The 20,505-nt window shown below is 58.9% G+C and carries 20 protein-coding genes; 17 read left to right on the top strand and 3 right to left on the bottom strand.

Translation table 11 applies throughout. From position 1 onward, the window contains the following. The first annotated feature begins 11 nt into the window (after positions 1-11). Genes J2046_RS05790 through rpe form a run of 7 tightly spaced genes read left to right on the top strand, consistent with a single transcriptional unit; the run spans position 12 to position 7,575 of the window. Positions 12-884 carry a phosphoribulokinase gene (locus J2046_RS05790; RefSeq protein WP_210050195.1) on the top strand — a complete coding sequence of 291 codons (873 nt, stop codon included), beginning with the start codon at positions 12-14 and terminating at the stop codon, positions 882-884. An 11-nt stretch (positions 885-895) separates the two neighbouring features. Further along, positions 896-2,938 (top strand): transketolase, encoded by a 2,043-nt coding sequence (gene tkt / locus J2046_RS05785; RefSeq protein WP_210050193.1) that lies wholly within the window; start codon positions 896-898, stop codon positions 2,936-2,938. Positions 2,939-2,953: 15 nt separating this feature from the next. Next, positions 2,954-4,033: a class II fructose-bisphosphate aldolase gene (gene fba / locus J2046_RS05780; RefSeq protein WP_210050192.1), complete on the top strand. Its 1,080-nt coding sequence runs from the start codon at positions 2,954-2,956 to the stop codon at positions 4,031-4,033. A 34-nt stretch (positions 4,034-4,067) separates the two neighbouring features. Continuing rightward, positions 4,068-5,528, top strand: a complete 1,461-nt coding sequence (locus J2046_RS05775) for a form I ribulose bisphosphate carboxylase large subunit (RefSeq protein ID WP_210050190.1) — start codon at positions 4,068-4,070, stop codon at positions 5,526-5,528. A gap of 10 nt (positions 5,529-5,538) precedes the next feature. Beyond that, complete coding sequence (locus tag J2046_RS05770; RefSeq protein ID WP_037153163.1) at positions 5,539-5,958, top strand: ribulose bisphosphate carboxylase small subunit; 420 nt, start codon at positions 5,539-5,541, stop codon at positions 5,956-5,958. After that, a complete protein-coding gene (cbbX, locus tag J2046_RS05765; RefSeq protein WP_233469555.1) occupies positions 5,951-6,889 on the top strand; it encodes a CbbX protein in 939 nt (312 codons plus the stop codon). The genes J2046_RS05770 and cbbX overlap by 8 nt, the downstream gene beginning before the upstream one ends. Further along, positions 6,886-7,575 carry a ribulose-phosphate 3-epimerase gene (gene rpe / locus J2046_RS05760; RefSeq protein ID WP_210050189.1) on the top strand — a complete coding sequence of 230 codons (690 nt, stop codon included), beginning with the start codon at positions 6,886-6,888 and terminating at the stop codon, positions 7,573-7,575. The genes cbbX and rpe overlap by 4 nt, the downstream gene beginning before the upstream one ends. A 63-nt stretch (positions 7,576-7,638) precedes the next feature. Here the strand turns inward: rpe and J2046_RS05755 are convergent, their stop codons facing one another. Continuing rightward, the gene (locus tag J2046_RS05755) at positions 7,639-8,031 is read right to left on the bottom strand and encodes a c-type cytochrome (protein WP_210050187.1); all 393 of its coding nucleotides are present in this window, start codon (positions 8,029-8,031) and stop codon (positions 7,639-7,641) included. Positions 8,032-8,630: 599 nt separating this feature from the next. Between J2046_RS05755 and J2046_RS05750 the strand changes: the two genes are divergently transcribed. The 3 genes from J2046_RS05750 to J2046_RS05740 all read left to right on the top strand — a co-directional run bounded on the left by J2046_RS05750 (position 8,631) and on the right by J2046_RS05740 (position 11,148). Beyond that, positions 8,631-9,617: an ABC transporter substrate-binding protein gene (locus tag J2046_RS05750; RefSeq protein ID WP_210050186.1), complete on the top strand. Its 987-nt coding sequence runs from the start codon at positions 8,631-8,633 to the stop codon at positions 9,615-9,617. 78 nt (positions 9,618-9,695) lie between these two features. Further along, on the top strand, positions 9,696-10,433 hold the full coding sequence (locus J2046_RS05745; RefSeq protein WP_210050317.1) for an ABC transporter permease: 738 nt from the start codon (positions 9,696-9,698) through the stop codon (positions 10,431-10,433). Continuing rightward, entirely contained in the window at positions 10,393-11,148 is a 756-nt protein-coding gene (locus tag J2046_RS05740; protein WP_210050185.1) for an ABC transporter ATP-binding protein, read from the top strand. Before J2046_RS05745 ends, J2046_RS05740 begins: the two co-directional genes overlap by 41 nt. Before the next feature lies 1 nt (position 11,149). Here J2046_RS05740 and J2046_RS05735 read toward each other — a convergent pair whose 3' ends face one another. Next, positions 11,150-11,500 (bottom strand): hypothetical protein, encoded by a 351-nt coding sequence (locus tag J2046_RS05735; protein ID WP_210050184.1) that lies wholly within the window; start codon positions 11,498-11,500, stop codon positions 11,150-11,152. 422 nt (positions 11,501-11,922) lie between these two features. Here J2046_RS05735 and J2046_RS05730 point away from each other — a divergent pair, with 422 nt between their 5' ends. The 7 genes from J2046_RS05730 to pqqE all read left to right on the top strand — a co-directional run bounded on the left by J2046_RS05730 (position 11,923) and on the right by pqqE (position 18,776). Next, entirely contained in the window at positions 11,923-13,824 is a 1,902-nt protein-coding gene (locus J2046_RS05730; protein ID WP_210050183.1) for a methanol/ethanol family PQQ-dependent dehydrogenase, read from the top strand. 215 nt (positions 13,825-14,039) lie between these two features. Further along, positions 14,040-14,528 carry a c-type cytochrome, methanol metabolism-related gene (locus tag J2046_RS05725; protein ID WP_233469553.1) on the top strand — a complete coding sequence of 163 codons (489 nt, stop codon included), beginning with the start codon at positions 14,040-14,042 and terminating at the stop codon, positions 14,526-14,528. Positions 14,529-14,532: 4 nt separating this feature from the next. Continuing rightward, positions 14,533-15,390: a substrate-binding domain-containing protein gene (locus J2046_RS05720; protein ID WP_210050181.1), complete on the top strand. Its 858-nt coding sequence runs from the start codon at positions 14,533-14,535 to the stop codon at positions 15,388-15,390. Between the two features lie 299 nt (positions 15,391-15,689). Further along, a complete protein-coding gene (gene pqqB, locus J2046_RS05715; protein WP_210050179.1) occupies positions 15,690-16,628 on the top strand; it encodes a pyrroloquinoline quinone biosynthesis protein PqqB in 939 nt (312 codons plus the stop codon). Then, a complete protein-coding gene (pqqC, locus tag J2046_RS05710) occupies positions 16,625-17,380 on the top strand; it encodes a pyrroloquinoline-quinone synthase PqqC (RefSeq protein WP_210050177.1) in 756 nt (251 codons plus the stop codon). The genes pqqB and pqqC overlap by 4 nt, the downstream gene beginning before the upstream one ends. Beyond that, positions 17,380-17,676 (top strand): pyrroloquinoline quinone biosynthesis peptide chaperone PqqD, encoded by a 297-nt coding sequence (pqqD, locus tag J2046_RS05705; protein WP_210050176.1) that lies wholly within the window; start codon positions 17,380-17,382, stop codon positions 17,674-17,676. Before pqqC ends, pqqD begins: the two co-directional genes overlap by 1 nt. After that, complete coding sequence (pqqE, locus tag J2046_RS05700) at positions 17,673-18,776, top strand: pyrroloquinoline quinone biosynthesis protein PqqE (RefSeq protein ID WP_210050174.1); 1,104 nt, start codon at positions 17,673-17,675, stop codon at positions 18,774-18,776. Before pqqD ends, pqqE begins: the two co-directional genes overlap by 4 nt. Positions 18,777-18,861: 85 nt before the next feature. Here the strand turns inward: pqqE and J2046_RS05695 are convergent, their stop codons facing one another. Next, entirely contained in the window at positions 18,862-20,091 is a 1,230-nt protein-coding gene (locus tag J2046_RS05695; RefSeq protein WP_210050172.1) for a CaiB/BaiF CoA transferase family protein, read from the bottom strand. Between the last annotated feature and the right edge of the window lie 414 nt (positions 20,092-20,505).

Genomic DNA, 20,505 nt, shown 5'->3' with positions numbered 1-20,505 from the left:
AGGACGCGGCAATGTCGGCAAGACATCCCATTATTTCGATTACCGGATCGTCGGGCGCGGGAACCACCTCGGTCAAGCGCATTTTCGAGCAGATTTTCCGGCGCGAGCAAATCGAAGCGGCCTTCATCGAAGGGGACGCATTTCACCGCTACGACCGGCAGGCCATGAAGGAAAAGGTCGCCGAGGAGGAGAGGAACGGCAACCCGAATTTCACGCATTTCCATGCGGAAGCCAACGAGTTGGAAATCCTCGAATCCGTCTTCGAGGAATATGGCCGGTACGGCACAGGCCGCACCCGCACCTACATCCACGACGAACAGGAGGCCACACACCACAATGTTCCGCCGGGGAGCTTCACGGAATGGCGCGATTTTCCGCAAAGCGACCTGCTTTTCTACGAGGGGCTGCACGGCTGCGCGGTGACGGACAAGGTCAATCTCGCCCGCCACGCCGATCTGAAGATCGGCGTCGTGCCCGTCATCAATCTTGAATGGATACAGAAGATCCATCGCGATCGCGAAGCGCGCGGCTATTCGACTGAGGCGGTCATGGACGTCATCCTGCGGCGCATGCCGGACTATGTCCGCTATATCACGCCGCAGTTCACGCTGACCGACATCAATTTCCAGCGAGTGCCAATCGTCGACACGTCCAATCCGTTCATCGCGCGCTGGATTCCGACCCCTGACGAATCGATGCTGGTGATCCGCTTCGCGAGACCGCGTGGCATCGATTTCCCGTATCTGCTGTCGATGATCCACGACTCGTTCATGTCGCGCGCCAATTCCATCGTGGTGCCTGGAAACAAGCTCGATCTCGCGATGCAGCTGATCCTGACACCTCTGATCATGCAACTGATTGAACGCAAGAACCGAGCCTCGTGAGGATGAAAGCGATGAACACGCAACTTCAGCCGCAGGACATAGTCGAGTCCGATATCGTAACGGAACAGGACATGGCGAATGCTATCAGGGCGCTTGCCATGGATGCTGTTCAAAAAGCCAACTCCGGCCATCCGGGCATGCCTATGGGCATGGCTGATGTCGCCACTGTCCTATTCGGCCGCTTCATCAAGATCGATCCCTCCGATCCCAAATGGCCCGATCGCGACCGCTTTGTTCTTTCGGCCGGCCATGGCTCGATGCTGCAATATGCGCTTCATTACCTGATCGGCTATGAGGATATGACCATCGAGGAGTTGCAGCGGTTCCGCCAGTTGGGCGCCACCACCGCCGGCCATCCCGAATTTGGGCATACGCTCGGCATCGAGACCACGACGGGGCCATTGGGCCAGGGCATCGCCACGGCCGTCGGCATGGCGCTTGCCGAGCGCATTTCCAATGCGCGTTACGGCGATGCGCTCGTCGATCACTATACCTATGTCATCGCCGGCGATGGATGTCTGCAGGAGGGTATCAGCCACGAGGCGATCGACCTTGCCGGCCACCTGAAGCTGTCGCGGCTGATCGTGCTGTGGGATAACAATTCGATCTCAATTGATGGTCCCACCAGTCTCTCGACCTCGATGAACCAACTTGCCCGTTTTCAGGCTGCAGGCTTCGATGTGCAAGAGATCGACGGGCATGATTTCGACGCGGTCGGTCGCGCAATTTCGCGGGCTAGGGGTTCGGACAAACCGTCTCTCATTTCCTGCCGGACAGTGATCGGCAAAGGCGCCCCGAACCTTCAGGGCACGGAGAAAACCCACGGAGCGCCGCTTGGCGAGAGCGAAGTCGCTGCTGCAAGGCAGCAGCTGAAGTGGCCTTATGCGCCGTTCCGGATTCCCGAATCCATCCTGGATCGCTGGGGCGAAGTTGCCGTGCGTGGGGCTATGGAACGGCATAAATGGCTCAACCGGGTCGCCACGGCTCCAGAAGGCCGGGCGTTCCTCAGGACGATCGAACGGGAAATCCCGGCGTTGCTTTTCGACGCGCTTGCCGAATTTCGCCGGGAGCATCAGGCGAAGGCAACGAAGGTCGCCACTCGCAAGGCTTCGGAAATGGTGCTCGGCGTCATCAACGCCGCGACGGATTTGACGATCGGTGGTTCGGCGGACCTTACCCATTCCAACCTCACCCTGACTGCAGGGATGGAACCTATCAGGCCGGGGAGTTACGCCGGACGTTATATCCATTACGGCATCCGTGAACACGGGATGTCGGCTGCGATGAACGGTCTCGCCCTGCATGGCGGTTTCATTCCCTATGGCGGCACCTTCCTCGTCTTTTCCGATTATGCACGTGGTGCAATCCGCCTGTCGGCGCTGATGGGGCAGCAGGTCGTCTACGTCATGACACATGACTCGATCGGCCTCGGCGAGGACGGACCGACCCATCAGCCGATCGAGCATCTGGCGATGCTGCGCGCGACGCCAAACCTCAACGTCTTCCGTCCCTGCGACATCGTCGAGACGGCGGAGTGCTGGGAGCAGGCGCTGAAGGAACGCGACCGTCCGAGTCTTATCGTGCTGTCGCGCCAGAACCTGCCGATGGCTCGTCCGGAAAACAGCGAAGAAAACCGTTCTGCGCGCGGAGCTTACATCCTGCGCGCGACCTCGGAATCACGCGCCCTTTCTCTCCTTGCGACCGGTTCCGAGGTCGAAATTGCCTGCGTTGCCGCCGACAAGCTGCTGGCCGAACACGGCATTGCCGCCGCGGTCGTCTCAATGCCTTGCTGGGAGCTGTTCGAACAGCAATCGCCCGAATACCGCAAGGCCGTGCTGGGGACGGCGCCCAGGATCGGCATAGAGGCGGCGGCGCGTCTCGGTTGGGACCGGTATCTCGGAGAAGACGGCGTCTTCATCGGTATGAACGGCTTCGGTGCCAGTGCTCCGGCCGCTGCGCTCTATGAACATTTCGGCATCACTGCCAAGGCCGTCGTGGAAGCAGCGCTTGAGTTTGTTGCTCGCGGATCGAGCACAGACCGGACAGATCGGTAGAAAGGAGCAGGTCCAATGGCCCGCATTACATTACGACAGCTGCTCGATCATGCGGCGGAATACAGGTATGGCGTTCCGGCCTTCAACATCAACAACATGGAACAGGGGCTGGCGGTGATGGAGGCGGCGGCGGCGTGCGATGCGCCCGTCATCCTTCAGGCGTCGAAAGGAGCCCGCTCCTACGCGAAGGACATCATGCTGGCGCGTATGATCGAAGCACTGACGGAGATCTACCCGGCCATTCCCGTCTGCGTCCATCAGGACCATGGCAGTGACGAGGCGACCTGCATGACGGCGATTCGCCACGGTTTCACGTCGGTGATGATGGATGGCTCCCTCGCAGCGGATGCGAAAACGCCTGCCTCCTATGAATACAATGTAGCGATCACCGAACGGGTCGCCCGCATTGCCCATTGGGTGGGCGTATCGGTGGAAGGGGAACTCGGTGTTCTGGGTTCCCTGGAGAGCGGCACGGGAGCGGCCGAGGACGGTCACGGCGCGGAAGGCACCCTGTCGCATGACCAACTGCTGACAGACCCCGATCAGGCGGTCGATTTCGTCGGCCGCACGGGTGTCGATGCGCTGGCGATCGCCTGCGGCACGTCTCACGGCGCCTATAAATTCACGCGGGCGCCGGACGGCGACATCCTGGCGATGGACGTGATCGAGGAAATCCACCGCAAGCTGCCGAACACGCATCTCGTCATGCACGGCTCCTCCTCGGTGCCACAGGAGATGCAGGACATCATCAACCGTTTCGGAGGGCGGATGCCGCAAACCTATGGCGTTCCCGTCGAGGAGATCGAGCGCGGCATCCGCCATGGGGTCCGCAAGGTCAATATCGACACCGACTGCCGCATGGCGATGGCGGGGCAATTGCGAAGGATCGCGACGGAACATCCAGAGGAATTCGATCCGCGCAAGTTCCTGAAGCCGGCGATGGAGGCAATGCGCAACCTTTGCCGCGACCGTTTCGAACGTTTCGGTACGGCTGGCAGGGCCTCGAAAATCAAGGTCATTCCCCTGGACGAGATGGCGAGCCGCTATGCCGCCGGGGAGCTCGATCCGCAGATCACAACCGCGGAAGCCGCCTGAGCGGCGGTCCGGAAGACAACGAAAGGACCAAGCCATGGACAGCAAATCCCAAACCGTCAAAGGCGCGGCGCGCTACAGATCGGGCGTGATGGAATACAAAAAGATGGGCTATTGGGAGCCCGACTACGAACCGAAAGATACCGATGTGATCGCGCTCTTCCGGATCACCCCGCAGGATGGCGTCGATCCTATCGAGGCGGCGGCGGCCGTCGCGGGCGAATCCTCCACGGCGACCTGGACGGTGGTCTGGACGGACCGCCTGACGGCGACCGAGAAATACCGCGCAAAGGCGTATCGGGTTGATCCCGTGCCGAATGGCGAAGGGCAGTATTTCGCCTATATCGCCTACGACCTCGACCTGTTCGAGCCGGGTTCAATCGCGAACCTCAGCGCTTCGATCATCGGCAACGTTTTCGGCTTCAAGCCGCTGAAGGCGTTGCGGCTGGAGGATATGCGGTTCCCCGTCGCCTATGTGAAGACTTTCCAGGGGCCTGCGACCGGCATCGTCGTCGAGCGCGAACGCCTGGACAAGTTCGGCCGCCCGCTGCTCGGCGCGACCGTGAAGCCGAAGCTTGGGCTTTCGGGGCGCAATTACGGCCGCGTCGTCTATGAGGCGCTGAAGGGTGGGCTCGATTTCACCAAGGACGACGAGAACATCAATTCGCAGCCCTTCATGCATTGGCGCGAACGTTTCCTCTATTGCATGGAGGCGGTGAACAAGGCCCAGGCCGAAACCGGTGAGGTCAAGGGAACCTATCTGAACGTCACAGCCGCCACCATGGAGGACATGTATGAGCGCGCCGAGTTCGCCAGGGAGCTCGGTTCGGTGGTTGTCATGATCGATCTCGTCATTGGTTACACGGCGATCCAGTCCATGGCGAAATGGGCGCGTCGCAACGACATGATCCTGCATCTTCATCGCGCCGGCCATTCGACCTATACGCGGCAGAAGACGCATGGCGTGTCTTTCCGCGTCATCGCCAAATGGATGCGGCTTGCGGGCGTCGACCACATCCATGCCGGCACCGTTGTCGGCAAGCTGGAAGGCGATCCCGCGACGACCCGTGGCTACTACGACATCTGCCGCGAGGACTTCAATCCGATGAGGCTGGAGAATGGTATCTTCTTCGACCAGCACTGGGCGTCGCTCAACCGGATGATGCCGGTCGCTTCCGGTGGCATTCATGCCGGACAGATGCACCAGCTGCTGGACCTCCTCGGCGAGGATGTCGTGCTGCAATTCGGCGGTGGTACGATCGGGCATCCGATGGGTATCGCCGCCGGCGCCACGGCCAACCGCGTCGCGCTCGAATGCATGGTGCTCGCCCGTAACGAGGGGAGGGATATCCTGCGCGAGGGCTCACAGATCCTGCGCGACGCCGCGCGCCACTGCCAGCCGCTGCAGCAGGCGCTCGATGTCTGGAAGGACGTGACCTTCGACTACACCTCGACCGACACGCCGGACTTTGTTCCGACAGCCACCGCAGCAGAATAGGAGAAGCGACATGCATATCACTCAGGGAGCGTTCTCGTTCCTGCCGCCGCTGACGGACGAGCAGATCGCCAGGCAGGCCCAGTATTGTATCGACAAGGGTTGGGCGATGAGCCTCGAATTCACGGATGATCCGCATCCCCGTAACACCTATTGGGACATGTGGGGCCACCCGATGTTCGACAATCCGGATGCGGCTGCGCTGATCATGGAGCTGAAGGAGTGCCGCAAGGTCTATGGCGACCGCTATATCCGTTTCGTCGCTTTCGACAGCACCCACGGATGGGAATCTGTCCGCCTTTCCTTCATCGTCAACCGTCCTGCGGCAGAGCCGGGCTTCCGGCTGGAGCGGCAGGAGGCGGGCGGCAGAAGCATCCGCTACACCACCCGGTCCTATGCGGCGGACAAGCCGGCGGGAGAGCGCTATGGCTGAGGCGGTTTCCATGAGACCTGGGGTCGACGGCGAAGTGCCTTCCACCATCGACTTGCGGGCGGAATATGTCGAATCCGGTGTCAAGGACGTGCTGGAAGAGTTGGACAACTCGCTCATCGGCCTTGCGCCGGTCAAGCAGCGGATCAGGGAGACCGCGGCCTTGCTCCTAGTCGAGCGTGCGCGAAAGCGTCTCGGTCTCGCCCATGAGACGCCGACCCTGCACATGAGCTTCAGCGGCAATCCGGGAACCGGCAAGACCACGGTCGCGCTGCGCATGGCCGATCTGCTCCATCGCCTCGGCTATATCCGCAAGGGGCATCTGGTTTCGGTAACCCGCGACGACCTGGTGGGGCAATATATTGGCCACACCGCGCCGAAAACGAAGGAAATCCTGAAAAAGGCGATGGGTGGCGTCCTCTTCATCGACGAGGCCTATTATCTCTATCGGCAGGAAAACGAGCGTGACTATGGTCAGGAGGCGATCGAAATTCTCCTGCAGGTCATGGAGCATCAGCGCGAGGATTTCGTCGTCATACTGGCGGGCTATGCCGACCGGATGGATCGCTTCTTCGAAAGCAATCCTGGCTTTCGTTCGCGCATCGCCCATCATATCGACTTTCCCGATTATACGGATAGCGAGCTGCTACGGATCGCAGAGGTAATGCTCGCTAAGCAGAATTACAGTCTTGACGTCGCGGGGCGGGCCGCCATGGAGCAATATATCGCGCTGCGCCGTCGCCAGCCGCATTTCGCCAATGCCCGCTCCATCCGCAACGCGCTCGACAGGGCGCGCCTGCGCCAGGCAAACCGGCTGTTCGAAACGTCCAACGGCTCGATCGGTGCCGATGCGCTGTCGACGATCGTTGCCGCCGACATCAGGGCAAGCCGCATTTTCAACAGCGGGACGATGCAAGAGGAGGCCGCATCATGAGCAGGAAAACCATCATCGCACCTTCCATCCTGTCTGCGGATTTTTCCCGGCTGGGCGAGGAAGTGGAAGACGTCGTCAAGGCGGGCGCCGACTGGATTCATCTCGATGTCATGGATGGCCATTTCGTGCCCAACATCACGTTCGGGCCGCAGGTCATCCGATCCATCCGCAAGCGCACGAACGCCGTCTTCGACTGCCATTTGATGATTGCGCCGGCGGACCCCTATATCGCCGCCTTCGCGGATGCAGGCTGCGATGTCATCACGGTTCACGCCGAAGCCGGTCCGCATCTCGACCGGACGCTTCAGGCGATCCGTGGCCTGGGAAAGAAGGCTGGTGTGTCGCTCAATCCGTCGACGCCCGAAAGCACCATCGAATATGTGCTCGACCGGCTGGATCTTATCCTGCTGATGACGGTCAATCCAGGCTTCGGTGGGCAGGCCTTCATTCCGGCCGTTGTGGAGAAAGTACGCCGCGTCGCGGCAATGATCGGCGATCGTCCGATCCATATCGAGGTGGACGGGGGAGTTACCCCTGAAACCGCGCCGCTGGTCTCGGCTGCCGGCGCGAATGTCCTCGTGGCCGGCTCCGCCGTGTTCGCGGGTAACGATAGAACCGCCTATGCAGGCAATATCGAGGCGATCCGCCGGCAAGCGGATAGGTCACTGGCGCGTCAGGCTGCCTGAGTTCAACTGCGGGTGATGCGAAATGCATGATGGAGCTACCGGGAAGACCGGCAGCCCCTTGCTTCATTGCTTTTTCGAGAATTGTTCGAGATAGGCGAGCAGATTGCTGATCTCGCCTTCGTCCTTCAGGCCGGCAAAAGCCATCTTGGTACCTTTCACCTTCGCCTTGGGATTGTGAAGGTAGTCGCGCAACGATGCCTCGTCCCATTGGAGGCCGGCTTTGCCTGCTTCGACCATCGCCTTGGAATAGGCAAACCCGGCATGGGTGCCGGCAACCCTGCCGATCACACCATTCAAGGACGGGCCTACCTTATTCTTATCCGTCTCGGCGTCATGACAGGCCTTGCACTTGTTGAACACCGTTGCTCCTGCGTTGGCATCGCCCTCCTGGGCATTGACCCCGCAGGCAGAAAAGATCGCAACTGACACGCCGATCAGAAGGATTTGATATTTCATGGTATCTCCTCATTCGCCAAGGGTGCCCTTTGACGAAGGCAGTGCCGCTATTCCTCCTGTGGCACCTGCCATTCGGATCGCTGGACCTCTCGCGCAATGGCGACAGGGACTTTTGATCCATTCAAAAAAGTTACCTGCCAGCGAATGTAAGTCAACCCTTGATACGCCAATCGGGCCGGCCGTGGATGGCACTGATCGGAAGTTGTGATTGACGGGCCGACGTGATGCTCCTAACTTCCCCATTATCTCTTCCCGGCACCGGAGGAGGCTGTGATTGGCTGGTGGCGGCGCATGCAGCCGCCTGAGCAGAAGGAACGGCTGCGGCAAGCCCGTGGGTCGAAAGGTGCAATATGCCTTTTATGGAACTCATCTTGACAATTTGTCTTGCGGACAAGCCTTTGAGCTGTCGGGAGGAACATCTCCATTTCGAGGATAGGGGAAGCCTGACAACCTGTATGCTCCAGGCACCCCCGCAGATTGCGAAGTGGTCTACGGAACATCCGCGTCTGCGTGTTGTCAGATGGCGGTGCGAATACCCGACCCAGAGCCGGGACATCTAGAAACGGAACGTCGGATGCGGCGCATGGGAGGACGGACTTATGGGAGGCGGGATCGGTCGATTATTTCAGATCGCATTATTGTTGCTGGCGACATTCTCTACCCAGGCGATAGGGCAGGCCGCGGCCGCGGAGGTCGTTCGCGTCGGCGTTCTCAAATTCGGTACGGTGAGTTGGGAACTCGATACGATCAAACGGCATAAGCTCGACGAGAAACACGGGATCACCGTGGATGTGCAGGAATTTGCCGGTGAAGACGCCACGAACGTCGCGTTGATGGCCGGAGCGGTCGATGTGATCGTTTCGGACTGGTTGTGGGTTTCGCGGCAGCGCGCCACAGGCATCGACCTGACCTTTGTTCCCTATTCCACGGCGGTCGGCGCTGTTATGGTCCCGCCAGACTCTCCGATCAAAAACCTCGGCGATCTCACCGATAAAAAGATAGGCGTTGCGGGCGGTCCTTTGGACAAGAACTGGCTTCTGATCCAGGCGATGGCGAAAAAGGATTATTCCAGGGACTTGGCCAAGACGAACACGATCGTCTACGGTGCTCCCCCACTGCTGACGGAGAAAGTGCAGCAGCGGGAGCTCGATGCGGTCCTCAATTTCTGGAATTATTGCGCACGATTGGAGGCGAAGGGATTTCGCAGACTGACTGGAGGACAGGAGGCCGCCGCCGCGCTTGGCGCCTCCGGACCGATCGTTGCTCTGGGATATATCTTTCACGAAGCCTGGGGCAAGGCTCATCCATCCGCGATCGACGGCTTCGTAGCGGCAAGTGCCGATGCAAAGGCGCTGCTCGAAAGCTCCGATGACGAGTGGAAAATGCTTGCCCAGATGCTTCGGGGTGACGAAAGCGAACAGAAGGTCATGCGCGATCGCTATCGCGAAGGCATTCCCAAACGCCCGCCCGCAGAAGCGGAAAAGGACGCGGAAACGCTTTATTCCGTACTGGCCACGATCGGTGGCGAAGAGCTCGTCGGACCGTCGAAAGAACTGATGCCGGGCACCTTCTGGGGGGCGGATTAGGTGGGTTCGGCCTCTCTTGTCTCATCGTCGCAAGGGCAAACGGAGAAGACTGCACGAAGACGCAGTTTCGGGCCTTTCCTGACGGTCGTGGCATCGGTCGTCGTTCTGGCCATAGTGTGGCATCTGTCAGCGACCCTGTGGCCGAGTCGTGCCTTTCCGCCACCGCTGGACGTCCTGCGCGCCATGGCCCGCGAGACGGCGAGGGGTGAGATCCCCTATCATCTGGCGATCACTCTTGGTCGCGTAGCGGTCTCATTCCTGCTCGCCATGGTCATTGGTTCGGCGATCGGCATCTTTCTCGGAAGCCATCCGCGCGCCGACAGGTTTCTCGATCCCTGGGTCATCCTTTCCCTGAACATCCCGGCACTGGTGATCATCGTTCTTGCCTATATCTGGTTCGGGCTGAATGAGGTGGCTGCTATCGGCGCCGTGGCCTTCAACAAGATCCCGAATGTGATCGTCACCATGAGGGAAGGGGCTCGTGCGCTCGATCTGAATTACACGGACATGGCAAAGGTCTACAAGTTCGGGCCTCTCGCGCGATTGCGCCATGTCCTGCTGCCGCAGCTGCAGCCTTATCTAGCTGCGGCCTCACGTTCCGGCATTTCGCTGATCTGGAAGATCGTCCTCGTCGTAGAGCTTCTGGGTCGGTCGAATGGTGTCGGTTTCCAGATCAATCTCTATTTTCAGCTTTTCGACGTCGCTTCCATCTTGGCCTATACGCTGGCCTTCGTCTGCGTAATGCTAGTCATCGAATTTCTCCTGGTACAGCCCCTTGAACACGCTTCAACCCGTTGGCGCAGACGCGCAGCTTGAAATCGAAGTCAGGCACAAATCGTTCGAGGCGTCCAGAGGCGGCAGCATCGAAGTCCTGCGTGATCTGAACTTTGCGGTGGAGCGGAACGAATTCGTCTGCCTGGTCGGTCCTTCCGGCTGTGGCAAGACCACGACGCTGCGATTGCTCCTCGGCTTGGACCATTCCTTTGAGGGTCGCATAAAGCTGCCGGGAGAAAGGGAGCCGCGCATAGGCATGGTTTTTCAGGAGCCCATACTCCTGCCCTGGCGTACGGTCGAGGAAAATGTGCGTCTGGGATTACCGAGAAGCCTGTCTGGCAAAAACCTCGATCATTTGTTCGACGCGCTTGGTCTGTCAGGAATGCGCGCGTTTTATCCCGGAGAACTTTCGCTCGGGCTCGCACGCCGCGCTGCTCTTGCCCGGGCGCTCGCAATTGAGCCCGATCTCCTGGTTCTCGACGAACCCTTCGTCTCCCTTGATGAAGCGACCGCACAGCAGCTCCGTTGTCTGCTGCTCGAAATTTGGTCGGAGCGTCCGACGACGGTCTTGATGGTGACGCATAACCTGCTCGAGGCTATCATGCTGGCCGACCGGATCATTGTACTGTCGCCACGCCCATCCCATGTCGTGGGCTCGTTTCTGGTGCGCATTCCCCGGCAATCCAGAAATGCTCAAGTTTGCAGCGACATCCTGCGCTCGTTCCACGAGAAATTTCCGGCACGGGCCGCTATCTGACTTAGAAGCAGCGTATATCCGCTTCGGCCTGTGCCCTTTTCAGTTCCGCTATTGCAGCTTTGGCAGGGGCGCTTTCGCGAAACAATGCGCCGTTTTCCCCAGCGACCAACCCCATTTGCCTGAATGTAGCGGCTGTCTCGTAGCGGTCGTAGGGAATGATGGATTCGATGACATCGATCGAACAGGAGCAGCGATCGAGAGTGGCCCGGTTCTCACCATTGGCCTTCATGCAGGCATAGACATACTCAGCGATGACATTGGTCGGATAGGTGGTCGCCGCTACCACTGGGACTGCGAAACCTATTGCTGCAGATGCGAACACCGCGACGGGAAACTTCGCAAGCGTAACCATGGGATGTCCTTTCCGTATAGCGCAGTTGTCGCCTCTGACAAGAGGGGCAAATACTTTCCTAAGTATAATGCCAAAATCGCGTCAACATCCAGTAACATAGGATAATTTTCCGAATATAAATTGCTGCATCGCAGAATAATATGTTGCGTCGCAGCGAATATTGCTGAGAAACACGCTTGCGGAAAGTAATTCTATCTCTTATGGTTAGGTTGTTTCCGGCTTCAAGGACGTTGCCGTCAAGGGAGTGGTGACAGTCTTCGTAGGCCAAGCGGGTGGGCGGTAACGGTGCCCTCCGCGCGCCTGGCTTAGGTCGTGACACGCTGCCGGAAATACTTCCCACATGCTGAACCGGTGACGCGGGCTTCTGTTATGAAACAGGCGCCGCCGCAATAAGTCACCTGTGCGAACTTCGGGAGGACTAAATGCGTGTACGTGCAAACTTCATAAAATCGGGATTAGTGGCGACTGCGGTGTCTTTGTCGTTGGCTGGAGGAGTGTTTGCCAATGACGAAGTCCAGAAGTTGATCTCCGATTCCAAGAACTGGGCGATTCCGACGGGTGATTATGCCAACACCCGCTATTCAAAATTGAACCAGATCAACAAGGACAATGTGAAGAACCTTCAGGTCAAGTGGACGTTTTCGACAGGCGTGCTGCGCGGTCATGAAGGTGGACCTCTGGTGATCGGCGACGTCATGTACGTTCATGCGCCGTTCCCCAATACAGTCTATGCGCTCGACCTCAACAATGACGGCAAGATCCTTTGGAAATACGAGCCCAAGCAGGATCCGAACGTCATTCCGATCATGTGTTGCGATACGGTCAACCGAGGCGTTGCTTATGGCGACGGCAAGATCATCCTCAACCAAGCGGATACGACCGTCACCGCTCTCGACGCCAAGACGGGCAAAGTCGCATGGCAGGCGAAGAACGGCGAGGATACCGCTGGCGGCAAGGGGGAGAGTGGAACATCCGCACCGATGATCTTCAAGGACAAGGTTCTGGTCGGCATATCGGGCGGCGAGTTCGGTGTTCGCGGCCATGTGACCGCGTATAACCTGAAGGATGGCTCCGTTGCCTGGAAGGCCTATTCGACCGGGCCCGACTCGGAAACCCTGATGGATGGTGAAAAGACCACCCAGCTCGGCAAACCGGTTGGCAAGGACTCCGGCGTCAGCAGCTGGGAAGGCGAGCAATGGAAGCAGGGCGGTGGAACGACCTGGGGCTGGTACGCCTTCGATCCGAAGCTGAACCTGGTCTACTACGGAACCGGCAATCCCTCGACATGGAACCCGGTACAGCGGCCCGGCGACAACAAATGGTCGATGACCATCTTCGCCCGTGACGCCGATACCGGCATGGCGAAGTGGGTCTATCAGATGACCCCGCATGACGAATGGGACTACGATGGCGTCAACGAGATGATCCTCGTCGACGGGATGCAGATCAACGGCGCAGCCCGGGATGTACTGGTTCATTTCGATCGTAATGGCTTTGCCTATACGCTGGATCGCGGAAACGGCGAGTTGCTGGTTGCCAAGAAATACGATCCGGTGGTCAACTGGGCGACGGAAGTCGTGATGGACCCGAAGAGTGATCAGTATGGGCGTCCGCAGGTCGTGGCTCAGTATTCGACCCAGCAGAACGGCGAGGATACCAACACGACGGGCGTATGCCCGGCAGCGCTTGGTACCAAGGACCAGCAGCCGGCTACCTACTCACCGAAAACCGGATTGTTCTACGTGCCGACCAACCATGTCTGCATGGATTACGAGCCATACAGGGTAAGCTATACGGCAGGTCAGCCCTATGTGGGTGCGACAGTGTCGATGTACCCGGCTCCCAAGAGCCATGGCGGCATGGGCAACTTCATAGCCTGGGACGCTGCCAAGGGTGAGATCGTCTGGTCCAAGCCCGAGCAGTTCTCGGTGTGGTCAGGCGCGCTGTCGACCGAAGGCGATGTCATCTTCTACGGCACGCTGGAAGGCTACATCAAGGCTGTCGATAAGGACGGCAACGAACTCTACAAGTTCAAGACGCCGTCCGGGATCATCGGCAACATCAACACCTTCGAGCACAACGGCAAACAGTATATCGCCGTGCTTTCGGGTGTTGGCGGCTGGGCTGGTATCGGCCTTGCAGGTGGTCTGCTCCAGGCCGAAGGCGCGGCTGCCTGGCAAACGGCTGTCGCCGGCCAGAAAGCGCCCACCGATGAACAGCAGTCGATTTCAACAGCAGGTCTCGGCGCGGTCGGCGGGTATGCCGCTCTCGCCGACTATACGACGCTGGGCGGTCAGCTCACCGTCTTCGGCCTCCCGGATTGATAAACGGGAACCATAGGCACGCCGACCTCGCTTAAAGAGGCGGCAGGCAGAGAAACGAGGGCCCGGATCACCGGGAATTCCCTGGCGGGCTCTCGATTTCGCCACGCAACCCACAACCCACCTGTCAACGCCGCATTGCGACAGCCAAGCTGTGTTCGTGGCGAAATGAGAAAGAGGTAGGAATGTCTGTCTGCAAAACAGTCTCGGTTATCGCTATGGCTATTGTCATCAGCTCCAGCATCACCTTTGCCGCTGACGACAAACAAAAGGCCGCAGCTGTTACCGATGAAGACGGTAAGTATTTTGACGCCGATGGAAACCCGACGTTCAAGCTTCAGGATGATGGGACGGTGGACTGGTACACGTTCAGTGGATATCGCCGTTATCATTCGGACTGTCACACCTGTCATGGACCAGACGGAATGGGTTCCAGCTATGCTCCGGCGCTGGTCAATTCGTTGAAGACGATGGATTACGCGACGTTTCTTTCGATCGTCGCCGAGGGGCGTAAGAATGTCGGCGGCGGCAAGGAAAACGTCATGCCCGCTTTCGGCAACAACAAGAACGTCTATTGCTATATGGACGATATCTACATTTATCTGCGAGCGCGTGCCGTCGATGGGATCCCGCGCGGCAGACCTCCCAAGAAAGCTGACAAGCCGCAGGCCGCCAAAGATCAAGAAGCATCGTGCATGGGGAGCTGAACATATGCCTGCACGCAAATCCTGCGGTCTTTATATACTCTGCGTGATCTCGGCGATTGCCGCTGTCCCGACAGCGGCGTTCACGCAGACAGCCGGGCTCGGCGCCGCGGGCGAATTGGTGGATCCGGACGTGCTGCGTGTCTGCGCCGACCCTTCTAACATGCCGTTCACGGATGAAAGCGGAGAAGGTTTCGAAAACAAGCTGGCGGAGCTTGTTGCGGCGAAGACTGGCCGCAAGTCGGTCAGCTACACATGGTATCCGATGGCAACCGGCTTCGTCCGGAACACGCTGCGGGCCAACCGCTGCGATATCATCATGGGTTACGCCCAAGGTGACGAACTCGTGCAGAACACCAATGCCTACTACCGCTCGACCTACGTCATGGTTTTCAAGAAGGGTAGCGGCCTGGATGGTGCAGAAGCCATAGAGGATCCCAGACTGGCCGGCAAACGGCTCGGCATTGTCGCCGGAACGCCGCCGAGCGCCAGCATGGCAAAGGCCAACCTGATGCGGAATGCCAAGGCATATCCTCTGATGGTGGATACGCGCTCGATGCCGTCCATGGCCGAGGTGATGTTGAAGGATCTTCAGAACGACGTCATCGATGTCGCCGTTCTCTGGGGGCCGATGGCCGGCTACTATGTCAAGGAAATAAATCCGGATCTTGTCGTGGTGCCGCTTCTCAAGGAGAAGGTCAGCCATATGTCCTATCGTATCACCATGGGAGTCCGTCCCTCCGATCAGGAGTGGAAACGCGCCTTGAATTCCGTGATCAGGGAGAACCAGTCGGAGATAAATCGGATTCTCCTGCAGTATCAGGTGCCGCTGATCGATGAAGCCGGCAACGAGATCAAGGGATAGGGTGTCGTCGAACAATGTGAGGTGCGATTGCGTTCGGATGTAACGCCGCAAATTTCAGAGCTTGCGCCCGAGGGCGCACGATGCCGGGAGGAGATCAAATTGTTGATCTCAGGCAAAGAGCGAAGAGGAGAAAGCTTATGAAGAAAAGCTGGAAAAAGCCGACAATGTGCACGGTAGCTGTCGGAATGGAAATGTCACGCTATTATTCCGCCGACCTCAAGGCCAAGAAGTAAGAGCATTTACCGCTCCATGTGGCGTTCACGCATGGAGCGGCTGCCGTCGGAAGGAAGCATTGTCACATGCGGCTGAAGATTCTCGGCTCCGCGGCAGGAGGGGGATTTCCCCAGTGGAACTGCAACTACCGGCTGAGCCGTTCTGTCCGCAATGGCGAAGACGGTTTTCGACCTCGGACGCAATCGAGTCTGGGTGTCTCCGCTGATGACAAGGACTGGGTTCTCTTCAATGCATCTCCGGATATTCGCGAGCAAATTGCGGCAACTCCCGAGCTGCAGCCGAGGGAAGATGGCCCCCTTCGTGCTTCGCCTATCCAAGCCGTTATCCTGACGAATGCGGACGTCGATCACATTGCCGGACTCTTGAGCCTGCGCGAGCGGCATCGCTTCGTCATTTATGCAACCGCGCGGGTTCTACGCGTACTCGCGGAAAACAGCATTTTTAATGTTCTCGACAGTGAACTGGTCGAGCGCCGCGAGCTTCTGCTGAATATCCCGACGCCGATTGCCGATTGGCAGGGCAAGCCGACATCCATTGTGGTCGAGGCGTTTCCGGTTCTCGGTAAGGTGGCTCTGTTTTTGGAGGATGCCAGCAAGGCGGAAGATGGTTTCGGCACGCAGGAGGGCGACACGGTGGGAGTTCGCATTTGGCAGGAGGGTCGTGAGTCCTCGGCGTTATATGTCCCTGGCTGTGCAGCTATCGACGCCGATCTGAAAGAGAGAATTGCCGCTGCGACATGCCTGCTCTTCGACGGCACGGTCTACGCGGATGACGAGATGTTGAGGGCCGGCGTCGGTGCCAAAACCGGCCGGCGCATGGGACATCTGCACATCGGCGGCCCTGATGGGTCCATGGCTCTGCTTGCCGATGTCGCACTGGAGCGCCGCATCTATGTTCACATCAACAATACCAATCCGATCCTCGGCGAAAATTCACCCGAAACGGCAGCCGTGAGGGCAGAGGGCTGGGAGATCGGCTATGACGGGATGGAGATCAGCCTATGAGCGATTTTGCAGACGCGGCGCGCAATGGATTGACGCCGGGCGCGCTCGAAGAGGTACTTCGTCAGATCGGGGCTGAGCGATACCACAACAGGCATCCCTACCATCACAGGATGACGGCGGGCGCCTTGACCAAGGCCGAGCTTCAGGCATGGGCGCTCAACCGGTACTGCTATCAGGCGATGATCCCGCGCAAGGATGCGACGATCATCGCCCGGGCGGAAGACCCGGAATTTCGCGTCGAATGGCGCCGCAGGATCGAAGATCACGACGGAACGACTGGCTGGGATGGCGGCATCGCCCGTTGGGTCAAGCTGGCGACCGGGCTAGGGCTCGACGAGGAGACGGTGAAGAGCGAGCGATTTGCCCTGCCCGCCACTCGCTTCGCTGTTGGAGCGTATCTGTCTTTCTGTACCAATCGCAGCCTGCTGGAAGCCGTCGCGTCCTCGTTGACGGAGTTGTTTTCTCCGGTGATCATCGGCGAGCGCGTTCCGGCCATGCTGGCGAAATACAGCTACGTAACCGAAGATACGCTCGCCTATTTCATGCCGAGGCTGACGCAGGCACCGCGGGATTCCGATTTCGCGCTCGCCTATGTTCTGAAGCATGCGACCGATCCGGAAAAGCAGCAGGACGTCGTCAACGCCCTCATTTTCAAATGCGATATCTTGTGGGCGATGCTGGATGCCCTGGACTACGCCTATGGAGGCGGAGGCAGTATTCCGCCGGGCGCCTTTGTGCCGGAGGCGATCTGATGGAGGCCCGCCGTCAGCGTGTCATTCTGTCCGGAGAAGCGCGACCTCGCCTGAGGCACTACGTAAGGCTGCAGTATGATCCGGTTCGCGGTGCCTGGGCGCTGCTTTCGCCAGAAAGGGTTTTCTGGCCGGATGAGGTCAGCCTTGATATACTCAGGCTGTGCGACGGCCAGCGCACGGTTTCGCAAATCGTCGACGAGCTCGCCGGCCAGTATGATGGAGCTCGCGAAGATATCGCACCCGATGTCGAACAGTTCCTGCAGGAATGGTCAGACAGATTTCTGGTGACCCTATGAGTGATGCACCTCTGCCTCCGATCGGCATTCTGGCTGAGCTGACGCATCGCTGTCCGTTGCAATGCGTCTACTGTTCCAACCCGCTCGAACTGTTGAAGGCTGACAAGGAGCTTTCGACAGACGCATGGCTTGCTCTCTTTGAAGAGGCGGCCGATCTCGGGGTTCTGCAGATCCATTTGTCCGGGGGAGAGCCGACGCTCAGGCCGGATCTCGAGCAGTTTATAAGCTGTCTGGCGCGGCGCGGGGTCTACACCAATCTCATCACTGCCGGTGTCGGCATCGCCGAGGGTCGAATGGAGAGGCTATGTGACGCCGGTCTCGATCACGTGCAGTTGAGTATTCAGGGTGCCCGCGCGCCGACGACGGAGAAAATCGGCAACAACCGTGGCGCACAGGAGAAAAAGCTCGAGACTGCAAGGCGGGTCGTGGAACTCGGCCTGCCGCTCACGATCAACGCGCCCATCCATCGGCACAACATCGAGGAAGTACCGGCTTTCATCGATCTCGCGCTTTCCCTCCGCGCGCAGCGGTTGGAGATCGCCAACGTGCAATACGCAGGCTGGGCTCTTCTGAACCGCAATACCCTCATGCCCGACCGCGAGGCGGTGGAACGTCAGGTCGAGATCGTCGAGGAGGCTCAGTCGCGGTTGCAGGGAATTCTGGCCATTGATTTCGTCGCGCCCGATTATTTTGCAATCTATCCGAAACCCTGCATGGGCGGCTGGGCACGCGATGCATTCATGATTGCGCCGGATGGCATGGTCCTTCCATGTCACGCGGCCGCGACCATCCCGACCTTGCATTTCGAGCGGTTCGGAGAACGAAGCCTGACGGATATCTGGCTCAATTCTCCGGCTTTTAATGCTTTCCGCGGCGACGACTGGATGCTGGAACCCTGCAGAAGCTGCGACCGGCGAGAGATCGACTGGGGCGGCTGCCGATGTCAGGCCATGGCGATTGCGGGCGATGCTGCCGCGACTGATCCTGCCTGTGTCAAATCTCCCCTCCATAACCGCATGGCGATGCTGATCGGGGAGGCCAACTCACTCCCTTCCTCCAACGCAGACGACTTTCGGTACCGCCGCATCGGAAGGGCGTAATCGCCGAGCTGGACTTTTGTCTTGGTAGCAGAGGCGAGTGCTGTGGTATTGCCAACTCTTCTACCTCAAGGGACGGCGGAGTGGATCATCTGGCGCCATCACTTCTTTGGGCGTCCTCGATAGCTACGATCTCGCGAAGAACGTCCTCGCGATGCTGATCCAAATGAGGCGGTGCACGGTGGAACCTGACGGGCGTAGCGGACATCTTCAATGGGTTGCCTAGAAGCCTTAGCAACTGGCCATCATCTGTGGGCATGCGTATTACCATGTCGCGTGCGATCGTGTGCGGATCAGAAAGAACCTGACTGATCGTTGCGACACGTCCGGCGGGAATCCCCGCTGCTATGAGACGCCGCTCCCAATTTTCCGCCGTGTCATTGCGCAGCGCCTCGGTCACCAGCGCATCAAGGGCATCGATGTTCATCACTCGATCGCGATTGCGGTGGAAACGTTCATCTTGGGCAAGCGCCGGCGAGCCAATGACTGCGGCAAATCTGGCGAATTGCTGATCGTTGCCGACAGCAATAGCGATCTCGCCCTTTGCTGTCGCAAAGGTTTGGTAGGGTGCGATGTTCGGATGCCGGTTACCGATCCGGCTCGGCACCTTGTCTGAAGCCAGGTAATTCGTCGCAGCGTTGATGAGCCAGGCGACCTGTGTGTCGTAAAGCGCGAGATCGATGTATTGACCTTCCCCGGTGTGGTCACGATGGCGAAGTGCAGCGAGGATGCCGACTGTTGCGTACATGCCGCACATGACATCGGCGATACCGAGACCAACCTTGACCGGCCTTCCGCCAGCAGCATCACTTTCGCCGGTTATGCTCATGATGCCGCCCATTGCCTGGATCAGGAAATCGTAGCCGGTTCGATCGGAGTAGGGGCCGCTCTGCCCGAACCCGGAAATTGCGCACCAGACGATATCCGGCTTGAACTTGCGGACATCGTCGTAACCAACACCGCGTCGCGCCAGGTCGCCCGGCTTGTAATTTTCGATAACGACATCGGAAATTGCGGCTAGTCGCTTGACCAAAGCGACGCCATCGTCCGTCGCAAGGTCGATCGCTATCGATCTCTTGTTGCGGTTAGCCGAGAGGAAATAGGCGCTCAGATCACTTTCGCTCCCATCGGCGTTCGCCACAAAGGGCGGCCCCCAACTGCGCGTATCATCACCGAGGCCGGGGCGCTCCACTTTGATCACATCCGCACCGAGGTCGGCCAGGAGTTGCGTTGCCGTCGGCCCTGCAAGAATACGCGACATGTCCAGGATGCGCAGGCCTTGAAGGCAGGCCGGCTTCTGATCGTTCGATGTCGTCATTTACGATTTCCACTGCAAGTTGCTGAACCAACGGACAGGCAGCGGCGGTTAGTCCGGCAGCCCACTGTCGGGTAAGGTCCGACAAAGCCACTACGGTTGCATGATACGGTTCGTTACAGCAGCAGGCCTTCTTTTTGCTGAGACTGTCGATCGAATTGTATGTTGCCAACATTCAAACAGGGCTGCATTGTAGAACGATCGAGTTAAAATGCGACGCTCTTGCCGCCAAGCGATGGCAGTAAGGCGGGAGACGACAAAGTGAGGGAATGCTGTCATGCGGCTGGAGTGGCATTGCGCTATGGCTACACGGAGTTCTCGCGCGGTTTTCGTCAGTGGAGTGGCCCGTTTGTAAGACAAGAATCAAGAAACGATATGCCAGCTTCGCCGTGGAATGAAGCGATCGGCCCCGATGAT

The organism is Neorhizobium petrolearium (genome assembly GCF_017873175.1).
Taxonomy (GTDB): domain Bacteria; phylum Pseudomonadota; class Alphaproteobacteria; order Rhizobiales; family Rhizobiaceae; genus Neorhizobium; species Neorhizobium petrolearium.
This window is presented reverse-complemented; position numbering and strand designations above follow the sequence as displayed.

What these genes read in the sequence shown, in the direction of transcription:
- J2046_RS05755 (WP_210050187.1), bottom strand. Translation starts at nt 8,031, where the DNA reads ATGAAATATCAAATCCTTCTGATCGGCGTGTCAGTTGCGATCTTTTCT.
- pqqD (WP_210050176.1), top strand. Translation starts at nt 17,380, where the DNA reads ATGGAGGCCCGCCGTCAGCGTGTCATTCTGTCCGGAGAAGCGCGACCT.
- J2046_RS05735 (WP_210050184.1), bottom strand. Translation starts at nt 11,500, where the DNA reads ATGGTTACGCTTGCGAAGTTTCCCGTCGCGGTGTTCGCATCTGCAGCA.
- J2046_RS05750 (WP_210050186.1), top strand. Translation starts at nt 8,631, where the DNA reads ATGGGAGGCGGGATCGGTCGATTATTTCAGATCGCATTATTGTTGCTG.
- rpe (WP_210050189.1), top strand. Translation starts at nt 6,886, where the DNA reads ATGAGCAGGAAAACCATCATCGCACCTTCCATCCTGTCTGCGGATTTT.
- J2046_RS05695 (WP_210050172.1), bottom strand. Translation starts at nt 20,091, where the DNA reads ATGACGACATCGAACGATCAGAAGCCGGCCTGCCTTCAAGGCCTGCGC.
- pqqE (WP_210050174.1), top strand. Translation starts at nt 17,673, where the DNA reads ATGAGTGATGCACCTCTGCCTCCGATCGGCATTCTGGCTGAGCTGACG.
- pqqC (WP_210050177.1), top strand. Translation starts at nt 16,625, where the DNA reads ATGAGCGATTTTGCAGACGCGGCGCGCAATGGATTGACGCCGGGCGCG.
- fba (WP_210050192.1), top strand. Translation starts at nt 2,954, where the DNA reads ATGGCCCGCATTACATTACGACAGCTGCTCGATCATGCGGCGGAATAC.
- tkt (WP_210050193.1), top strand. Translation starts at nt 896, where the DNA reads ATGAACACGCAACTTCAGCCGCAGGACATAGTCGAGTCCGATATCGTA.
- pqqB (WP_210050179.1), top strand. Translation starts at nt 15,690, where the DNA reads ATGCGGCTGAAGATTCTCGGCTCCGCGGCAGGAGGGGGATTTCCCCAG.
- J2046_RS05730 (WP_210050183.1), top strand. Translation starts at nt 11,923, where the DNA reads ATGCGTGTACGTGCAAACTTCATAAAATCGGGATTAGTGGCGACTGCG.
- J2046_RS05725 (WP_233469553.1), top strand. Translation starts at nt 14,040, where the DNA reads ATGGCTATTGTCATCAGCTCCAGCATCACCTTTGCCGCTGACGACAAA.
- J2046_RS05790 (WP_210050195.1), top strand. Translation starts at nt 12, where the DNA reads ATGTCGGCAAGACATCCCATTATTTCGATTACCGGATCGTCGGGCGCG.
- cbbX (WP_233469555.1), top strand. Translation starts at nt 5,951, where the DNA reads ATGGCTGAGGCGGTTTCCATGAGACCTGGGGTCGACGGCGAAGTGCCT.
- J2046_RS05770 (WP_037153163.1), top strand. Translation starts at nt 5,539, where the DNA reads ATGCATATCACTCAGGGAGCGTTCTCGTTCCTGCCGCCGCTGACGGAC.
- J2046_RS05720 (WP_210050181.1), top strand. Translation starts at nt 14,533, where the DNA reads ATGCCTGCACGCAAATCCTGCGGTCTTTATATACTCTGCGTGATCTCG.
- J2046_RS05775 (WP_210050190.1), top strand. Translation starts at nt 4,068, where the DNA reads ATGGACAGCAAATCCCAAACCGTCAAAGGCGCGGCGCGCTACAGATCG.